Below are 15,813 nucleotides of genomic sequence, written 5' to 3'. Positions count from 1 at the left end.
GGGCCTCGCGATGCAGACAGCGCGGGGCATTCGCACCAGCACAGGGCTGCCACCGCAGGCAAACCAGCCCCTTCAGGCTTACTGCTGCGCCTGCAATCGCCGACTGCCAAAACTGAACGCCAGCACCAGCAAAATCAGCGCCCCGGTCGCCACCTGTTGCCAATAGAAATTCCAGCCGATCAACAGCAACCCATTGGCAATCACATTGATAAACAACACCCCCAGCAGCGTGCCGGGGATGTTGGCGCGCCCGGTTCGGCTCAAGGTGGTGCCCATAAACACCGCGCCGATGGCATTGATCAAAAACGCATTGCCCGACATCGGTACATAAGCGTTGACCGTGGAACTGAGCACAACCCCGGCCACGGCACAGGCCAGCGCGCTGGCAATAAACACCTTGAGGCTGATCTGACGGATCGACAGGCCCGAATATCGCGCCAGTTGCACCTGAGTGCCAAGCGCGAGAATTTCTCGTCCCAACCGCCCTCGGGCCAGAATCACCCCGTATACCGTCGCCACACCCAGCACCAGCCACAAAGGCAAGGGCACACCCAACCATGACATCGCGCTAAGCCCCGGCAACAGGTTCTGCGCGATATAGATCGGCTGCCCACCCTCGGACAGCAACTGCTGAATACTGGTGCCGATAAACAATGTGCCCAGTGTCGCCAGAAATGGCGTGATGCCAAGACCCGCGATCAGCCCCGCATTAAAACCACCCACCAGCGCCCCGGCCAGCAGGGCGCCGGGGATGGCAACGGGCAGGCCATGACCGCCATTTAACAGCACGACAAAGGCCAGGCTGGCGAAATCCACCGCGGTGCCCACCGACAGGTCGATCCCCCCTGCCGCCACAGCCCAGGTCATGCCAATGGCGACAATCGCCAACAGCACGAAGTTGTTCAGCAGCAGGCTGCTCAAATTGCCCAGGGTCAAAAATCCCGGCGCAGCCACAGCGAAAAACACCACGATCACAACGATCAAGAGCGGCAGAATACCGCGCAGCAGGCGGGATATAAGCACCGCGGATACCGGCGTTGCAGCGAGCGTAGTCATTGTCCACCCTCCTCTTTGCGCAAGGCACTGGACATGGCCACCACCAATAGAATCAGCACCCCCTGCACACCGTTGACCCAGAAGCTGGCGATGTTCAGCAGTTGGAAACCGTTAATCAAGAAACCCAGCAGCAACGTTGCCAACAAGGTGCCGGGGATATTCGCCACCAGCCGCCGGGAGAACACCACACCGAGAAAAGCAATGGCCACTACCGACAGCAGCATGTCCCCGGAACCGGTGGTGCTGCCGCTGAAAAATGCCGCCGAACAAAATGCTGCAACCGCTGCACACAGCCCGGCAATCAGGTAGCTGGAAAACACATAGCGGCCTACGCCCAGCCCGGCCGCCCGCGCCGCCTGGGGGTATTCGCCCACCGCATACAGGCGCAAGCCATAAGGGCTGTGCTGAATCAACAAGCCCAGCAGCAAGGCAACCCCCAGCAACACCCAGGCCAGTACGGGTACCCGCAGCCATTCACCAGTGGCCAGGATGTCGAGCAAGGCCGAGTCGGTGGGCAGCACGCTGTTTTGGGTCAGCACCAGCTCCAGCCCGGCAATCAGGTTCATGCTCGCCAGGGTGGCGAGCAGCGGCGGCAGACGCAGCACCACTACGGTAAAACCGTTCAGGGCACCCACCGCCAGCCCGCAGAGCAAGGTCAGGCCAATTGCTTGCGCGGCGTTCAGCCCCGCATTGTTCAGGCTGCTGTAGACCGCTGCACAGAGGCCCAGATTGGCCGCCAGCGACAGGTCAAGGCCACCCGAAACCACATTGGAACCACCACCAATCACCACACAGGTAAGGCCGAAGGCGAGAATGCCGAGGATCGCCGACTGGGCAAACACGTTGGCGATATTGCCCGGGCTGAGGAAGTTTGGCGCACTCACGGCGAACACCGCCAGGATCAGCAAAAGCGCCAGCAGTGAGCCGCGCCTCAGAAGTAGCAAGCCAAGCCGTCGGGACAGCGGTTGGACGAGGATTTCAGACGAAGGCATGTGCAGGCTCCCGCTCGCATTCAAGGGCCACAGTGGCTAATTCCCGCGCCCCCGTGGCACAGGCCAGCAAACGATCGCTGTCGACCTCACGGGCATCGAATTCACCGGCCAGCGCACCACGGTGCATCACCAGAATCCGGTCACTAATGCCAATCAGCTCCGGTAAATCAGAAGACAGCACCAGCACCGCCGCACCTTGCTTGGCCAAGCGGCCGATCAGGCGATAGATCTCGACCTTGGCGCCGATATCGATGCCGACACTGGGTTCGTCGAGCAGATACACCGCACAGCCCTTCCCTAGCCATTTACCCAGCGCGACTTTTTGCTGATTGCCGCCACTCAACTGCGAGACCCTGGCGTCATGTCCGGCGGTCTTGATCCCCAGTTCGGCAATCAGCCGATCGCTTTCCCGAACCTGTGCCGCAGAACTCAACAGCCCCCAGCGACTAAAGCGCGACAACCCGGCCAGGGTCAGGTTTTCCATGACCGAAAGCAGTGGTGCAACCCCGTGGCTGCGGCGTTCTTCGGGCACCAGCGCGATACCTTTGCGCACCGCATCGCGGGGCGACTTGAGGCGCGTAAGGCGTCCCTGCAAATGCACGCTGCCCTGCTCGGGCTGCACCAGACCAAACAAAGTCTTGAGCAGTTCCTTGGCACCAGAACCCACCAGCCCGGTCAGCCCCAACACTTCACCTTTGCGCAGGCTCAAGTGGATATCGCGATACGCCAGACCAGCACTGAGCCCCTTCAGTTCGAGCACCACCTCACCCGGCGTTACCACGGCCTTGGGGTACATCTCGCCGACCTCGCGATTGACCATCAACCGGGCAATCTGCGCGGTTGAAGTGCTGCGTGGATCGACCACGGCCACGGCACGACCATTGCGCAACACGGTGACCCGGTCGCACAGGCTTTGGATTTCTTGCAGATAATGGGAGATGTACACAATCGTCAGACCCTGATCGCGCAGACGGCGGATAATGGCCAGCAACTGGTCAACCTCGCGCTTGACCAGTGACACGCTGGGCTCGTCGAACACCAGGACTTTCGGCTTGGCCAGCAAGGCCCGGGTAATTTGCAGAATCTGTCGCCGGGCGCTGTCCAGCTCGCTGACCAGCGCCCCGGCGGGGAACTCCAGGTCGAAATACTCACGCAACAACCGTGCGGCCTCGCGGTCCTGGGCACGCCGGCGGATAAAAGGCCCGCACCGGAGTTCGCGGCCGAAGAACAGCGCTTCACCTACGGTAAAACTGGCGGGCAACAAGCGTTCCTGGTGAATGAAATGCACGCCCAGCGCCTCGATCTGCCGCGGGCTCAACGCCGCAAAAGACTGCCCGTCCACTGCCAGGGTACCGCTGTCGGCCCGATGGATACCTGCCAGCACTTTGATCAGGGTTGATTTACCGGCGCCGTTTTCACCGACCAGCCCGTGAATGGAGCCTTGCTCGACGCGCAGATCAACGCCATCCAGTGCCCGGGTGGCTCCAAAAGACTTGGTGATGCCCTGCAAATGCAGGGCGGGAGACGTCACTGATCGCCTCGCAGCTTTTGCACCTGCTCAAGGTTCGCTGCAGTGGTTAGCAGGGTCGGCACCTGGGTTTCCCTGGGCAGGTCATGTTGCCCGGCCAGATAGCGCGCCACGTTTTGCACAGCGGTTTTGCCGATCAAAGCCGGTTGCTGGGCTATCACCGCACCGACCGGCGAGTCGTTGCGTTTGAGCAACTCCAGCACTTCGGGAGTGCCATCGACGCCATAGGTCTTGATCTCCGTACGCCCGGCATCCACCAACGCCTTGCTCGCGCCCAATTGCGGAATATCCCAGGCAGACCAGATCGCGGTTACGCTGCCCTTGGGGTATTTGTTGAGCAATGCACTGACCTGACTGTAGGCGTCCTGCACGGTATTGGGGATCACATCACGCAGTTCGGGATCAATGATTTTCAGCTCGGGATGATCCTTGAGCGCCAGTTTGAGCTGGTCATAGCGGATCGCACACACCGGCACCCCGTAAAAACCGTTGAACACCAGAATATTGCCCTTCGCGCCACTGTCAGCCACCAACTGGTCGGCCAGATGCTTGCCGGTGGCGACGTTGTCCGATGTGGTGTTATTGAGGCTGTATTGCGACGGCGCATCAATCGTAAACAGAGGAATGCCGGCCTTGCTGATACGCTTGAGCCAGGGATCGATCACGCTCAGGGTGCCCAGGGTCTGGATCACCGCATCGGGTTTCTGGGTGACCACGGTTTGCAGTTGGGTCACCAGGTTTTTATCGTTGCGCCCGGCATCCAGGGTGATCGGTCTACCGCCCAGGCGCCTGACTTCGGCAACCTGGGCGTCGAAGGCTTTGACATCAAAGTAGTGACTGGTGCCGGTCATGCTGATGGCAATGCGTTTGCCGGCCAGGGAAGGCACATCGTTGTCGTCGGCATGGGCCAGTGTGCCCAGCCCGACGCTGACCACCGCCAGCGCCATGGCCTGCCAGAAGCGTGTAGGGAAAAAGTGCGGTTTGCGCGAGGTGGCTGCAGGCATGACAGTGTTCCTGAAGGGTATTTCCAGGAGCTTTGCACAGACCATGCCGCAGCCCTTTGAGCCTGTGGCGCCGGCGGGCAGCGCTGTGGCACGGTTCCCAGAGCTGCCTGTTTGCCAACAGTCTGTCGGACCACTGTTGCCGGGCAAACACTTGCAGACCGGCACGGGTTCTCAGGCCGCGCTGCAGCCTGCTGTCAAACCTGCTGCAAGGCTCGCGGGCGATGGCTGCGCTGTTCGGCAGCAGGCGCAACGGCCTGTTGCAACTGGAAGTCGAACCTCAACTCGGCATAACGCCCGGCAACACCACGGGCACCGTCGTCGCGAAACTGCACTTCACCCACCAGGCCGTCGCGGGTGGCATAGGCAAAGTCGTCCCACAGGTACTTGTCCCCGGACAGGTTGATCTGGGTGGTCAGGTGACGGTGACCGGGAGCCGAGATAAAGAAGTGCACATGGGCCGGACGCTGGCCGTGACGGCCCAGTTGGTCAAGGCATTCCTGGGTCGGCCCCTGCGGGTCGCAGCCATAGCCCGAGGGCACGATGCTGCGGGCACGGTAGCGGCCCTGGGCATCGGTGATGATACGTCGGCGCAGATTGTACTCGGACTGGCTCTGGTCAAAGAACGAGTAGGTACCCTTGGTGTTGGCGTGCCACAGATCAACCGTGGCACCGGCCAGCGGTTGGCCCGAAAGATCGAACACCTGCCCTTCGAGGAACATCACGGTGGCAACACCCTCCTCGCTGCCGTCGTCCATCCGTGCCAACCCTTCGCACACCGGGGCACCGGCCACATACAGCGGGCCTTCGATGGTACGCGGGGTACCGCCGGTCTGACCGGCCTGCTCGTCCTTGGCGTCCTGCAACAGGTCGATAAAATGCTCGATGCCCAGCCCGGCCACCAGCAGCCCGGCTTCCGAGCGGCCGCCCAGGCGGTTGAGATAGTCCACGGACTTCCAGAATTCATCTTCAGTGATGTCCAGGTCTTCGATGATTCTGGCGCTGTCCTGCAAGATGCGCAGGATGATGCTTTTCAGGCGCGGGTTGCCGTTATCGCTGGAAAAACCTGCGGCTTCCTTGAAGAAGCGCTGGATGACTTCGGTGTGGGAAATTTTCACGGTCATGGGGCTCACCTCATCTTGTTCTTGTGCAAGGGATAGAAAGCGTTAGCGGTCGTCGCTGTGGATCGAGGACGGGTGGCGGCACAGCCCTTCAATCTCGATATCCATGTAGGGAAAGAGCGGCAATTGCAGCAGGGTGTCGTGCAAGGCCTCGACACTGGCCACGTCGAACACGCTGTAGTTGGCGTAGTGCCCGGCGATGCGCCACAGATGGCGCCAGGTGCCTTCCTGCTGCAGCCGTTGAGCCAGTTGCTTTTCGTCGGCTTTGAGTTTTGCGGCCTTGGTCGGGTCCATGTCCAGGGGCAGATTTACGGTCATTTTTACGTGGAAAAGCATGGGGCTCTCCTTGAAGAAATAGGGGAAGTGGCTGTGGGAGCGGGCTTGCTCGCGATAGCATCAGCGCGGATGCACCGAGTCGTCTGCATCGCGAGCAAGCCCGCTGCCACAGGGGTTTTTCAGAGTGTCAGCGGCTAAAACGGGCCAGGCGCTCTTCGTCCAGCGTCAGGCCCAGGCCTGGAGTGCGCGGGATATGCAGCTCAAAATCACGGTACTGCGGCGCCTCGGTGACGATGTCTTCGGTCAGCAGCAGTGGCCCGAACAGCTCGGTGCCCCAGGTCAGTTGCTTGAGGGTGAGGAAAACATGGGCCGAGGCCAGGGTGCCCACCGCGCCTTCAAGCATGGTGCCGCCATACAGGGCGATACCGGCTGCCTCGGCGATATGAGCAGTGCGCAGCACCGCACGGGGCCCGCCGTTTTTCGCGATCTTGAGGGCAAATACACTGGCCGCACCGTCCGCCGCCAGGCTGAAGGCGTCCTCGACACTTTCGATGGATTCGTCGGCCATGATCGGCGCCGGGCTGCGCAGATTCAGACGCACCTGCCCTGAACGATTAGCCCGGGAAATCGGCTGTTCGATCAGGTCGATACCGTGGTCACCCAGCACCTGGCAACCACGAATGGCCTGGGACTCGTCCCAATACTGGTTGACGTCAACCCGCACACTGGCGCGCTCACCCAGGGCCTTTTTGATCGCCAGCACATGTTTGAGGTCCTGCTCCAGCGGGTTGGCACCGATCTTCAATTTGAAGATGCGGTGGCGTCGCAGGTCGAGCATCTGCTCGGCTTCGGCAATGTCACGGGCAGTGTCACCGCTGGCCAGGGTCCAGGCCACTTCCAGACTGTCGCGCACGCGCCCGCCCAGCAACTCGCTGACCGCCAGCCCCAGGCGCTTGCCCTGGGCGTCGAGCAACGCGCTTTCGATACCCGATTTGGCAAAGGTATTGCCCTTGGCAATCTTGTCCAGGCTGTGCATGGCGGCGTTGATATTGGCTGCTGGCTTGCCCACCAGCATCGGTGCCAGATGCGCATCGATATTGGCCTTGATGCTTTCCGGGCTTTCGTAACCGTAGGCCAGGCCGCCGATGGTAGTGGCTTCACCGACACCTTCGATACCGTCGCTGCAACGCAGGCGCACAATCACCAGGGTCTGTTTGCGCATGGTGTGCATGGCCAGCGTATGCGGGCGGATGGTGGGCAGGTCGACGATCAGGGTCGTCAGGCTTTCAATCAGAATTTGGCTCATGGCAGTTGTCCTTTTTTATCAGAGAAGTCAGCCGAGGTCGCCGCCACCCACCGGCAGGGTTACGCCGGTGATATAGGAGGCTTCGTCGCTGGCCAGAAACAGGATCGCGCCGACCTGCTCATCGAGGCTGGCGTAACGTTTCATCAGGCTGCTGTCGAGGGTCTGGTCAACGATTTGCCGGTACCAGACCTGCTCCTCGGGGCTTTGCTCGTTCTCATTGCGCGCAATCCGCCGCGGTGGTGCCTCAGTGCCCCCGGGGGCAGTGGCGTTGACGCGAATCCCGCGCTGGGCATTCTCGAACGCCAGGCAGGCAGTCAATGCATTCACGCCGCCCTTGGCCGCGCCGTAAGGAACGCGGTTGACGCTGCGGGTGGCGATTGAAGAAACATTCACAATCGCCCCGCTGCCCTGTTCGAGCATGTAGGGCAGCGCCGCATGGCAGCACCACAGAGTGGGGAACAGCGAGCGACGAACTTCGGCCTCGATTTCCTCGGCCCGGTAATGCTCGAACGGTTTGGCCCAGATGGTGCCGCCCACGTTGTTGACCAGCACATCGAGGCGGCCAAAGGTATTCACCGCTGCAGCCATCACCCGCACACAATCGGTGTATTGCTCCAGATCGGCAGTCAGGGCCAGCACGCCTTCGCCCTGCAGCTCAAAGACCAGCTCGGAACGGTCCACCGCAATCACTTGCGCGCCCTCGCCCAGCAGACGCTCGCACACGCGACGGCCAATGCCCTGGGCGGCGCCGGTAACCAGCGCGACCTTGTTGTGGAATCGGTTGTTCATGGCTAGCTCCAATCAAAGTGTCAGGCCGCAGCGGCAAACTTCTCGTAGTAGAAATTGGCCGGGGTAATGCCCTGCTCGCGGATATACAGGTTGACCGCTTCCACCATCGGCGGCGGGCCGCACAGGTACACATCGACGTCGCCCTGGTTGAGATGGCCCGGCTCGATATGCTGGGTCACATAGCCCTTGAGCGGGTGCTGGCTCTGCGGGTTGGCCACGCAGGCGCTGAAGCTGAAATTGGCGATGCGCTCACTCAGGGCATGCAGGCGATCCAGCTCCACCAGATCGAAGTCGTTGCTCACGCCGTAGATCAGATGAACCGGGTAGGCACTGCCCTGCTCGGCGATTTTTTCCAGCATGGCGGTGAACGGCGCCAGCCCGGTACCACCTGCCAGCAACAACAAGGGCCGCTGGATCTGACGCAGGTAAAAGCTGCCCAAAGGGCCCGCCAGGGTCATGCTGTCGCCAGCCTTGGCGATGCCTGTCAAAAAGCTGCTCATCAGCCCGCCCGGGACATTGCGGATCAGGAAGCTGACCTCGCCATCCTTTTGCAGGGTGCTGAAGGAATAGGCCCGGCTCTGCCCGCTGCCGGGTACCTGCAGGTTGACATACTGGCCCGGCAAAAACGCCAGGCTGCCCAGGGACTCGCCCTTTATCGACAGAGCGATGGTGCTCTCGGACAACTGCTGCACATTGCTGATAACGGCATCAAAACTGGCCTGTTGGGTCTTGCACAAGGTCGAAGAAGCAGGCACCCGCAATACGCAGTCGCTGGCGGCGCGCATCTGGCAGGTCAGCACATAGCCCTGCCCGGCCTCCTCTGCGCTGAGGGCGTCTTCGATATAGTCCTCGCCCAGCTCGTAGCGGCCAGCTTCGGCAAAGCACTTGCAGGTACCGCAGGCACCGTCGCGGCAGTCCAGCGGGATATTGATGCCCTGGCGGTAAGCGGCGTCAGCGACGGTTTCCTGGCCATTGGTCTCGATAAAACGGGTAACTCCGTCTTCGAAGTTGAGGGCAATTTGAAAACTCATAATGTACCTCGCAGGCAATGCCCGGCCCGGGCACCCACAGGCACTCTCAGGCACTCTCAGGCACGCATCACAGCCTTGATCAGATGTGGTAGATGTCGATGACCTGACGCACGTAGTCATTCTTGAGCACGACTTTCTTGGCCTTGATCAGCGGCTGTGGGCCGCGCATGTCGAGGGTGTAAAAGCTGCTGCCGAAGTAGCTGTCGGTGGTCTTGTAGCGAAAGCTGAGGGTGTGCCAGTTAAAACGCACTTGGCACAGGCCGTCGGCCTGGTCGACGATCTCGATATTGCTCAGGTTGTGCGAAGTCCGGGTGTCGGGCACGGTCGCGCTGGAGCGCTCGGTCTTGATGCGGAACACGCGATCTTCCAGGCCACCGCGGCTGCCGTACCAGATCAGCGAGATTTCGCTTTGCGGGTCTTCGGTAAGGCGGTCGTTGTCATCCCAGCACGGCATCCAGAAACTGGCATCGGCGGCGTACAGCTCAAGCCACTGATCCCACTGGCCGTCGTCCAGGTAACGCGCTTCGCGGTACAGAAAATCCCGCACAATGGGGTAAAGGCTGTTCATTGCACAGCCTCCACGGGGATCAGCGCGGGCTCGCCGCCAGCCGCCTTGAGCATGGTTTGCTGCCAGTATTTATGTTGCAGCACAAACAGGCCTTCGTCTTCGGTACGCACCCCGGACAACAGCGGCTTGAGGTCGATTTCTGCGGCGGCGGCATCGGCGCCTTCGACCCAGTGTTCGGCCCCGCGGGACATGTCATTCCAGCCGCGACCTGCACCGTAACCGGTCTGGCAGGAGCGGAACTCTTCCAGATCGTCCGGAGTGGCCATGCCGCTGACGTTGAAGAAATCTTCGTACTGACGGATGCGCTTGGTGCGCGCCTCACTGCTTTCGCCTTTGGGCGCGATGCAGTAGATGGTGATCTCGGTCTGATTCACGGAGATGGGCCGGGCAATGCGGATTTGCGAGCTGAACTGGTCCATCAGGTACACATTGGGGTACAGGCACAGGTTACGCGAGTTCTCGATCATCCAGTCGGCACGGGCCTGGCCGAAATCCCGGGCCAGTTCGTCGCGGCGCTCGTAGGCCGGACGATCTTCGGGGTTGGCCCAGCGGGTCCAGAGCAGCAGATGGCCATGGTCGAAGGAGTAGAAACCGCCGCCGCCCTTGGCCCAGCTGCCGGCGCTCATGGTTTTGATCTCTTCACCCGCTTCACGCAGGGTGCGCTGGTTTTGCGTGGCCGCGTAGTTCCAGTGCACGGAGCTGACGTGATAACCATCGGCGCCGTTTTCGGCGGTCAGTTTCCAGTTGCCTTCGTAGATATAGGAACTGGCACCGCGCAGCACCTCCAGGCCATCGGCGGACTGGTCGACGATCATGTCGATGATCTTGGCGGATTCACCCAGATGCTCGGCCAGGGATTTCACATCGGGGTTGAGGCTGCCAAACAGAAAGCCGCGATAGGACTCGAAGCGGGCCACTTTGGTCAAATCATGGGAGCCTTCGCAGTTGAAGCCATCGGGGTAACCGGCGGCACCCGGATCCTTGACCTTGAGCAGCTTGCCGCTGTTGTTGAAGGTCCAGCCGTGAAACGGGCAGGTATAGCTGGCGCGGTTGCCGGTTTTGTGCCGGCACAGCATGGCGCCGCGATGGCTGCAGGCATTGAGAAAGGCGTTGAGTTCACCGGCCTTGTTACGCGCGATAAAAATCGGCTGGCGGCCCATGGTGGTGGTCAGGAAGTCGTTGACGTTGGGGATCTGGCTCTCGTGGGCGAGGTAGATCCAGTTGCCCTCGAAGATATGGGTCATTTCGAGTTCAAAGAGGTCGGGGTCGGTGAACATCTCACGCTTGCAGCGGTAGATACCCTTGTCTTTGTCGTCTTCCAGCATGGCATTCAAGTAATCGATACCCAGGGACATGGCCAGGGCCTCCGTTGTTATTATCCAGGCCGGGTCAGGTTAGGGAATCGATGTCCGGGGCACTATCCGTTTACTGCGGATCGTTATCCGGTTAGTGCAGGCAAGACGGGTATTTCAGTGGGAGCGGGCTTGCTCGCGATCCAGGCAGCGCGGTGTTCCGCTGACACCGCAGCGATCCCATCGCGAGCAAGCCCGCTCCCACAAAAGCCGTTGCTCAGTGCCGGCGCTTGAAGGTGCTTGAAGGCAGCTCGCCGTACTGCAAACGGTAGCTTTCGGAAAAACGGCCCAAGTGCATAAAACCGTAATCGAGCGCCAGCTCTGTGAGGCTGGGTACCGTGCAGCTCGGGTCGTTCAGGCAGGCATGAATCCGCGCAAGTTTGCGCTGGCGAATGTACTGCAAGGGCGTCACGCCCAACTGGCGCTCAAACAGGCTGTACAACGAGCGCTGGCTGATACAGGCCTGTGCTGCCAGGTCTTCACCGTTGAGTTCCTGTTTGAGATTGCGCTCGATGTAATCGAGTATGCGCTCAAGACCGGCACTGGCTGATGCCAGGTTTTCACGGCTGATATTGGTCTGCATCAGGGTCAACAGCTTGCTGCCGACAATCTGCGTGTAGTGCTCCTGCACCCGCAGCAGCGGATCGCTGGCCTCGGACTCCTGGCACACCATGCCCAGCAAACCGATAAAGCCCTCCAGCTCATCGAGCCGGTAGTGATTGCGCATAAAGCGCACACCGCCTGACGGCCGCCGCCAACGCTGATCGTCGCACACCGATTCGAGCAATTTGGCCGGTATTTTGAGGATGAACTTTTCGCAATCCTGAGAGTAAGTCAAATCGACCGGATCATCCGGATTGATCACCAGCAACTCCCCCGGCACCAGGTGCTGCTCGCGGTTCGGGCCGCGCCACAGGCAATTGCCGCTGAGCAGCACCTGCAAGTGAAAGATGGTTTCCAGTGCGGGCGAGGTCACGCGCACACTGCCGCCATAACTGATGCGGCACAGATCAAGCTCGGCGAATTTACGGTGATTGAGGCTGGCCAGCGGCCGGGTGGTTCTGGAAAGGCCGATGCAGTGCTGGCCAACATGCTGGTTTACATAGTCGGACACGGCATGTGGGTCGGCGTGTCGGAACACGCTACTGCGTTCACTCAGCAGGCGGCTATCCATCGGCAAGGTACTCGGTGTTGTCATTATTATGGGTGTTGTCTGCGCCAGAGTAAGCACGACGGCAATGGCAGGGCAATTGGACACTCGGCTAATGGGCGGTAATCGAACGCTTTTAGCCCGGCGGTTGCGCCGCCTGTGCGAAAAACTGGCTTACCCTGAGCGCCCTAAAAACAACAAACAAGAGACCTTCAATGCTGCCCCGCCTTCGCCATGCCCCTTTGTACCTCGCACTGTTGAGCACGCTGACCAGCACCGGCCATGCGGCTGACCTGAGCTGGGTCGACCCCGCCGTCGCGACGGTCAATGAGCAGGTAATCTCCCTGCGCCACACCCTCCACCAGAACCCGGAGATGGGCAATCAGGAATTCAAGACCGCCGCCCTGGTCGCCGAGCAACTCAAAAGCCTGGGCTTGCAGGTGCGCACCCAAGTGGGCAATACCGGTGTAGTGGCCGTGCTCAAGGGTGGCCTGCCTGGCCCGGTGATGGCCCTGCGCGCCGATATGGACGCCCTGCCGGTCAAGGAAATGACCGGCCTGCCCTGGGCCAGCACGGCCACGGGAGTGCGCCTGGGCAAGACCGTACCGGTGATGCACGCCTGCGGCCATGACACCCACACCGCCATGCTGCTGGGTGCAGCCAGAGTGCTGGCCGAGCATCGCGATCAGGTCGCCGGCACCGTGGTATTCCTGTTCCAGCCCGCTGAAGAAGGCGCGGCAGACCTGGACGAATTCGAAACCGAAACCCTGGTGGGTGCCCAGGCGATGATCCGCGACGGCGCCCTGGACTCCCCCAAGGTCGAAGCCATATTCGGCGTGCATGTGATGGCGGGTTACCCCACCGGTCATCTGTATTACAAGGCCGGTACCGTGCTCAATAGCAGCGACGGTTTTCGCATCATCGTCAAAGGCCAGCAAACCCATGGCTCGGCACCCTGGAGCGGCGTCGACCCGGTAGTAGCCAGCGCAGGCATTATCAACGGCCTGCAAACCCTGGTCAGCCGCCGGGCTGATCTGACCCAGGGGATGGGCGTGATCAGTGTTGGCACCGTCAATGCCGGTTCTGCAGCCAATATCATTCCCGAAAGCGTGGAAATGACCGGCACCATCCGCAGCAACAGCGCGGCAGTGCGCGACACCCTGCTGAAAAAAATGCCACCCCTGGTGCAAGGCATTGCCAGTGCCTACGAGACCGAAGCCAGCCTGCTGCTGGTCAATCATGCGCCGGTCACCAGCAACGACCCGCAGCTTACCGCCGCGATGGTCCCGGCACTGGAACTGGCTGCGCCAGGCAAGGTGCAGTTGCTGCCGGCGTCCCTGTCGCCCAGCGAAGACTTCTCCTACTACGCCGAAAAAGTCCCGGGCTTGTTCGTATTTTTGGGCGCTACGCCTGAAGGGCAGGACATGAGCAAGGTCGCGAACAACCACAGCCCCTACTTCACCGCCGACGATGCCACCCTGGCCACGGGCGTAAAGGCTCATGTGCAATTTGTGATGAATTACCCGGGGCGGGTGCGCAACAGCAACTGAGTGGGGCTCGCCTACCTTGAACTGCCGAAATAACGGGGGTATCGGCTACGGTTGGGGCATTTATCGGGGATGACCGGCATGCTGAAAATCGACCCGCCAGTCACATATGTAGTGCATGAAAATAATCACTACATAAGTATTGACGGCTCGATTTTCCCCCAGCATTATGCAGACGTCTTCCCCACCGGAAGCGCTGGAAAGGGTTGTTGCAAGCATGCTCGACGAGCTGTCGGGCTGTTCCGGGATAGGTACTGCCCACAAGGCAGAATTGATGAAGCTGACCTGGCTTGATCGTCCGCGTCAAAGACGACAGGGGCTAGCGAAACGTCCTCAAGAAGCTTGTGGCTGATGCGTCATGTCACTCAGGCATCCTGGTTCACGCTGCTCTCCTTCGCTTTACGCTCTGTATGTAGTGCCGGGTTTTACTACTACATATGACGAACTCAAGACAGATCTGCTTTGGATGGACACTACGTAGCGCTGCATGTGCAGTTGCGCGAATCAATTAGACAGATCAACGAGTAGTCAAGGAGTTAGCCATGAACCTGAATAACCAACCGACTGTTAACGAGCTGGCTCGACTCTTCGCCGCCCAGAAAGACACGCTGAACGACCATATCCTGTGGATCAGCGAAGCCGGCGATGTACGTATCGATCCCGTGACGTCGTGCAAGGAAGAAACCAGATTCGAGGAGGAACGTCCACAAATGCGCGCCCACCTCAAAATGTACCGCCGTGGCCAAGGCTACGTGGGCAAGAAGGCTGCGGCCGATAGCGACTATATGGCGCGCGTGCTGCAAACCCTGACCCTGACCTGGCAAAAGGCTCAAACCGAGCCTGCCCTGGTAAAAGTTAACAGCTACAGCTGATAACCCGGGCCGTACAAAAAAGCCCCGGATAATCTCCGGGGCTTTTTCAATTTCAAACTTGCGGGGTTTTAATGCATGTTTCCGTACCATGGCCACCGCCATTGTAGTCGGGCGCATAGTATGACTTGTGCAGCGTGGTAGTGTATTGCCCCTTGCTGTCCTGATCACGGGTAATGGTCGCAAGCCCGATGCCTCGATCCGTGGCGGCCTCCTGGCTGTCATTGGCAAAATACATTGCCAATTGCTGACCCTGGGCGGCGGCGTAGCCTGAATAAGTGGCCTTGTCGCCTCCAAGATCCACTTCAAGCGTGAAGGTATAAGCGCCGAAGTTCTGGCTGAAGTTGCTGGATTTCTCATTCACTTTGACACTCAGGTCGCCCTTGAAGGCCCCGTCATGACTGTCAAACCCTGTGCATTTATAGTTGCCGGTTATATACAGCGGATCATTGACTGCCGTATCGGCCAGTGCAGAACCGGTAAACGCCAAACTAAGCGCAACCACAAGAGTATTCATTACATTCCTGGAGAAGTTACCCGACATAGTCTTACCCTCGATACAACGTAATTAAGGATGGGATATTACCGTCGGGAATCTACACTCGAACTTGTACTTGCATCTATAGAACTACAAAACGGATTGTGGCAAAAGTTGTGCTGCAAGCAGATGGCTTTATTCCTGCGGGAGCGGGTGAACCCGTCCCCCTACAGAAGTTAAACCGCCTGCTCCAGCTCAGGTACCGCTTCGAACAAGTCCGCTACCAGGCCGTAATCGGCCACCTGGAAGATCGGCGCTTCTTCGTCCTTGTTGATCGCAACGATCACCTTGGAATCTTTCATCCCGGCCAGATGCTGGATCGCGCCGGAAATACCGACCGCAATGTACAGCTGTGGCGCAACGATTTTGCCGGTCTGGCCGACCTGCATGTCGTTGGGTACAAAACCCGCGTCAACTGCAGCACGGGATGCACCCACACCAGCGCCCAGCTTGTCGGCCAGCGCATACAGGTACTTGAAATTGTCACCGCTCTGCATGCCACGCCCGCCCGAGACGACGATTTTGGCAGCGGTCAGTTCCGGGCGGTCCGATTTGGCCAGCGCTTCGCCAACAAACGACGAAGTGCCTGCATCGTGAACCGCTGCAACCGCTTCAACCGCTGCCGAACCACCTTGCGCAGCAACCGGGTCGAAACCGGTGGCGCGTACGGTGATCACTTTGACCGGCGC

16 protein-coding genes are annotated in these 15,813 nt (G+C 60.1%); 2 read left to right on the top strand and 14 right to left on the bottom strand.

Annotated features, from left to right (window positions below; translation table 11 throughout):
* Positions 1-78: 78 nt before the first annotated feature.
* The 12 genes from HBN79_RS22380 to HBN79_RS22325 all read right to left on the bottom strand — a co-directional run bounded on the left by HBN79_RS22380 (position 79) and on the right by HBN79_RS22325 (position 12,194).
* On the bottom strand, positions 79-1,056 hold the full coding sequence (locus tag HBN79_RS22380; RefSeq protein WP_169917218.1) for an ABC transporter permease: 978 nt from the start codon (positions 1,054-1,056) through the stop codon (positions 79-81).
* The gene (locus HBN79_RS22375; protein WP_095026157.1) at positions 1,053-2,048 is read right to left on the bottom strand and encodes an ABC transporter permease; all 996 of its coding nucleotides are present in this window, start codon (positions 2,046-2,048) and stop codon (positions 1,053-1,055) included. Before HBN79_RS22375 ends, HBN79_RS22380 begins: the two co-directional genes overlap by 4 nt.
* On the bottom strand, positions 2,035-3,579 hold the full coding sequence (locus HBN79_RS22370) for a sugar ABC transporter ATP-binding protein (protein WP_095026156.1): 1,545 nt from the start codon (positions 3,577-3,579) through the stop codon (positions 2,035-2,037). The genes HBN79_RS22375 and HBN79_RS22370 overlap by 14 nt, the downstream gene beginning before the upstream one ends.
* A complete protein-coding gene (locus HBN79_RS22365) occupies positions 3,576-4,523 on the bottom strand; it encodes a sugar ABC transporter substrate-binding protein (protein WP_262372762.1) in 948 nt (315 codons plus the stop codon). The genes HBN79_RS22370 and HBN79_RS22365 overlap by 4 nt, the downstream gene beginning before the upstream one ends.
* Positions 4,524-4,774: 251 nt before the next feature.
* Complete coding sequence (catA, locus tag HBN79_RS22360) at positions 4,775-5,701, bottom strand: catechol 1,2-dioxygenase (RefSeq protein ID WP_150629015.1); 927 nt, start codon at positions 5,699-5,701, stop codon at positions 4,775-4,777.
* Between the two features lie 42 nt (positions 5,702-5,743).
* Positions 5,744-6,034 (bottom strand): muconolactone Delta-isomerase, encoded by a 291-nt coding sequence (gene catC, locus HBN79_RS22355; protein WP_095021161.1) that lies wholly within the window; start codon positions 6,032-6,034, stop codon positions 5,744-5,746.
* 127 nt (positions 6,035-6,161) lie between these two features.
* Positions 6,162-7,280, bottom strand: a complete 1,119-nt coding sequence (locus HBN79_RS22350; protein ID WP_169917216.1) for a muconate cycloisomerase family protein — start codon at positions 7,278-7,280, stop codon at positions 6,162-6,164.
* Positions 7,281-7,307: 27 nt separating this feature from the next.
* Positions 7,308-8,069, bottom strand: coding sequence for a 1,6-dihydroxycyclohexa-2,4-diene-1-carboxylate dehydrogenase (locus tag HBN79_RS22345; RefSeq protein WP_095018430.1), 762 nt, complete (start codon positions 8,067-8,069; stop codon positions 7,308-7,310).
* Between the two features lie 20 nt (positions 8,070-8,089).
* On the bottom strand, positions 8,090-9,100 hold the full coding sequence (benC, locus tag HBN79_RS22340) for a benzoate 1,2-dioxygenase electron transfer component BenC (RefSeq protein WP_094999991.1): 1,011 nt from the start codon (positions 9,098-9,100) through the stop codon (positions 8,090-8,092).
* A gap of 79 nt (positions 9,101-9,179) precedes the next feature.
* The gene (benB, locus tag HBN79_RS22335; protein ID WP_169917215.1) at positions 9,180-9,668 is read right to left on the bottom strand and encodes a benzoate 1,2-dioxygenase small subunit; all 489 of its coding nucleotides are present in this window, start codon (positions 9,666-9,668) and stop codon (positions 9,180-9,182) included.
* Positions 9,665-11,023 (bottom strand): benzoate 1,2-dioxygenase large subunit, encoded by a 1,359-nt coding sequence (benA, locus tag HBN79_RS22330; RefSeq protein ID WP_169917214.1) that lies wholly within the window; start codon positions 11,021-11,023, stop codon positions 9,665-9,667. Before benA ends, benB begins: the two co-directional genes overlap by 4 nt.
* A 214-nt stretch (positions 11,024-11,237) precedes the next feature.
* Entirely contained in the window at positions 11,238-12,194 is a 957-nt protein-coding gene (locus HBN79_RS22325; RefSeq protein ID WP_169917213.1) for an AraC family transcriptional regulator, read from the bottom strand.
* Between the two features lie 191 nt (positions 12,195-12,385).
* Here HBN79_RS22325 and HBN79_RS22320 point away from each other — a divergent pair, with 191 nt between their 5' ends.
* Both HBN79_RS22320 and HBN79_RS22315 read left to right on the top strand, forming a co-directional pair.
* On the top strand, positions 12,386-13,720 hold the full coding sequence (locus HBN79_RS22320; protein WP_169917212.1) for an amidohydrolase: 1,335 nt from the start codon (positions 12,386-12,388) through the stop codon (positions 13,718-13,720).
* A gap of 539 nt (positions 13,721-14,259) precedes the next feature.
* Positions 14,260-14,589 (top strand): hypothetical protein, encoded by a 330-nt coding sequence (locus tag HBN79_RS22315; protein WP_094999986.1) that lies wholly within the window; start codon positions 14,260-14,262, stop codon positions 14,587-14,589.
* A 52-nt stretch (positions 14,590-14,641) separates the two neighbouring features.
* Here HBN79_RS22315 and HBN79_RS22310 read toward each other — a convergent pair whose 3' ends face one another.
* A complete protein-coding gene (locus HBN79_RS22310; RefSeq protein ID WP_095018427.1) occupies positions 14,642-15,103 on the bottom strand; it encodes a hypothetical protein in 462 nt (153 codons plus the stop codon).
* Between the two features lie 197 nt (positions 15,104-15,300).
* A partial coding sequence (locus HBN79_RS22305; RefSeq protein WP_222931198.1) for an FAD-binding protein occupies positions 15,301-15,813 on the bottom strand: 513 nt, incomplete at its 5' end.

Source organism: Pseudomonas sp. WS 5051 (assembly GCF_012985715.1).
Lineage (GTDB): Bacteria > Pseudomonadota > Gammaproteobacteria > Pseudomonadales > Pseudomonadaceae > Aquipseudomonas > Aquipseudomonas bubulae.
This window is presented reverse-complemented; position numbering and strand designations above follow the sequence as displayed.

Excerpts from the sequence above, each read along its gene's own strand:
- HBN79_RS22380 (WP_169917218.1), bottom strand. The coding sequence starts at position 1,056 with ATGACTACGCTCGCTGCAACGCCGGTATCCGCGGTGCTTATATCCCGC.
- HBN79_RS22375 (WP_095026157.1), bottom strand. The coding sequence starts at position 2,048 with ATGCCTTCGTCTGAAATCCTCGTCCAACCGCTGTCCCGACGGCTTGGC.
- HBN79_RS22365 (WP_262372762.1), bottom strand. The coding sequence starts at position 4,523 with ATGGCGCTGGCGGTGGTCAGCGTCGGGCTGGGCACACTGGCCCATGCC.
- catA (WP_150629015.1), bottom strand. The coding sequence starts at position 5,701 with ATGACCGTGAAAATTTCCCACACCGAAGTCATCCAGCGCTTCTTCAAG.
- catC (WP_095021161.1), bottom strand. The coding sequence starts at position 6,034 with ATGCTTTTCCACGTAAAAATGACCGTAAATCTGCCCCTGGACATGGAC.
- HBN79_RS22350 (WP_169917216.1), bottom strand. The coding sequence starts at position 7,280 with ATGAGCCAAATTCTGATTGAAAGCCTGACGACCCTGATCGTCGACCTG.
- HBN79_RS22345 (WP_095018430.1), bottom strand. The coding sequence starts at position 8,069 with ATGAACAACCGATTCCACAACAAGGTCGCGCTGGTTACCGGCGCCGCC.
- benC (WP_094999991.1), bottom strand. The coding sequence starts at position 9,100 with ATGAGTTTTCAAATTGCCCTCAACTTCGAAGACGGAGTTACCCGTTTT.
- benB (WP_169917215.1), bottom strand. The coding sequence starts at position 9,668 with ATGAACAGCCTTTACCCCATTGTGCGGGATTTTCTGTACCGCGAAGCG.
- benA (WP_169917214.1), bottom strand. The coding sequence starts at position 11,023 with ATGTCCCTGGGTATCGATTACTTGAATGCCATGCTGGAAGACGACAAA.
- HBN79_RS22325 (WP_169917213.1), bottom strand. The coding sequence starts at position 12,194 with ATGGATAGCCGCCTGCTGAGTGAACGCAGTAGCGTGTTCCGACACGCC.
- HBN79_RS22320 (WP_169917212.1), top strand. The coding sequence starts at position 12,386 with ATGCTGCCCCGCCTTCGCCATGCCCCTTTGTACCTCGCACTGTTGAGC.
- HBN79_RS22315 (WP_094999986.1), top strand. The coding sequence starts at position 14,260 with ATGAACCTGAATAACCAACCGACTGTTAACGAGCTGGCTCGACTCTTC.
- HBN79_RS22310 (WP_095018427.1), bottom strand. The coding sequence starts at position 15,103 with ATGAATACTCTTGTGGTTGCGCTTAGTTTGGCGTTTACCGGTTCTGCA.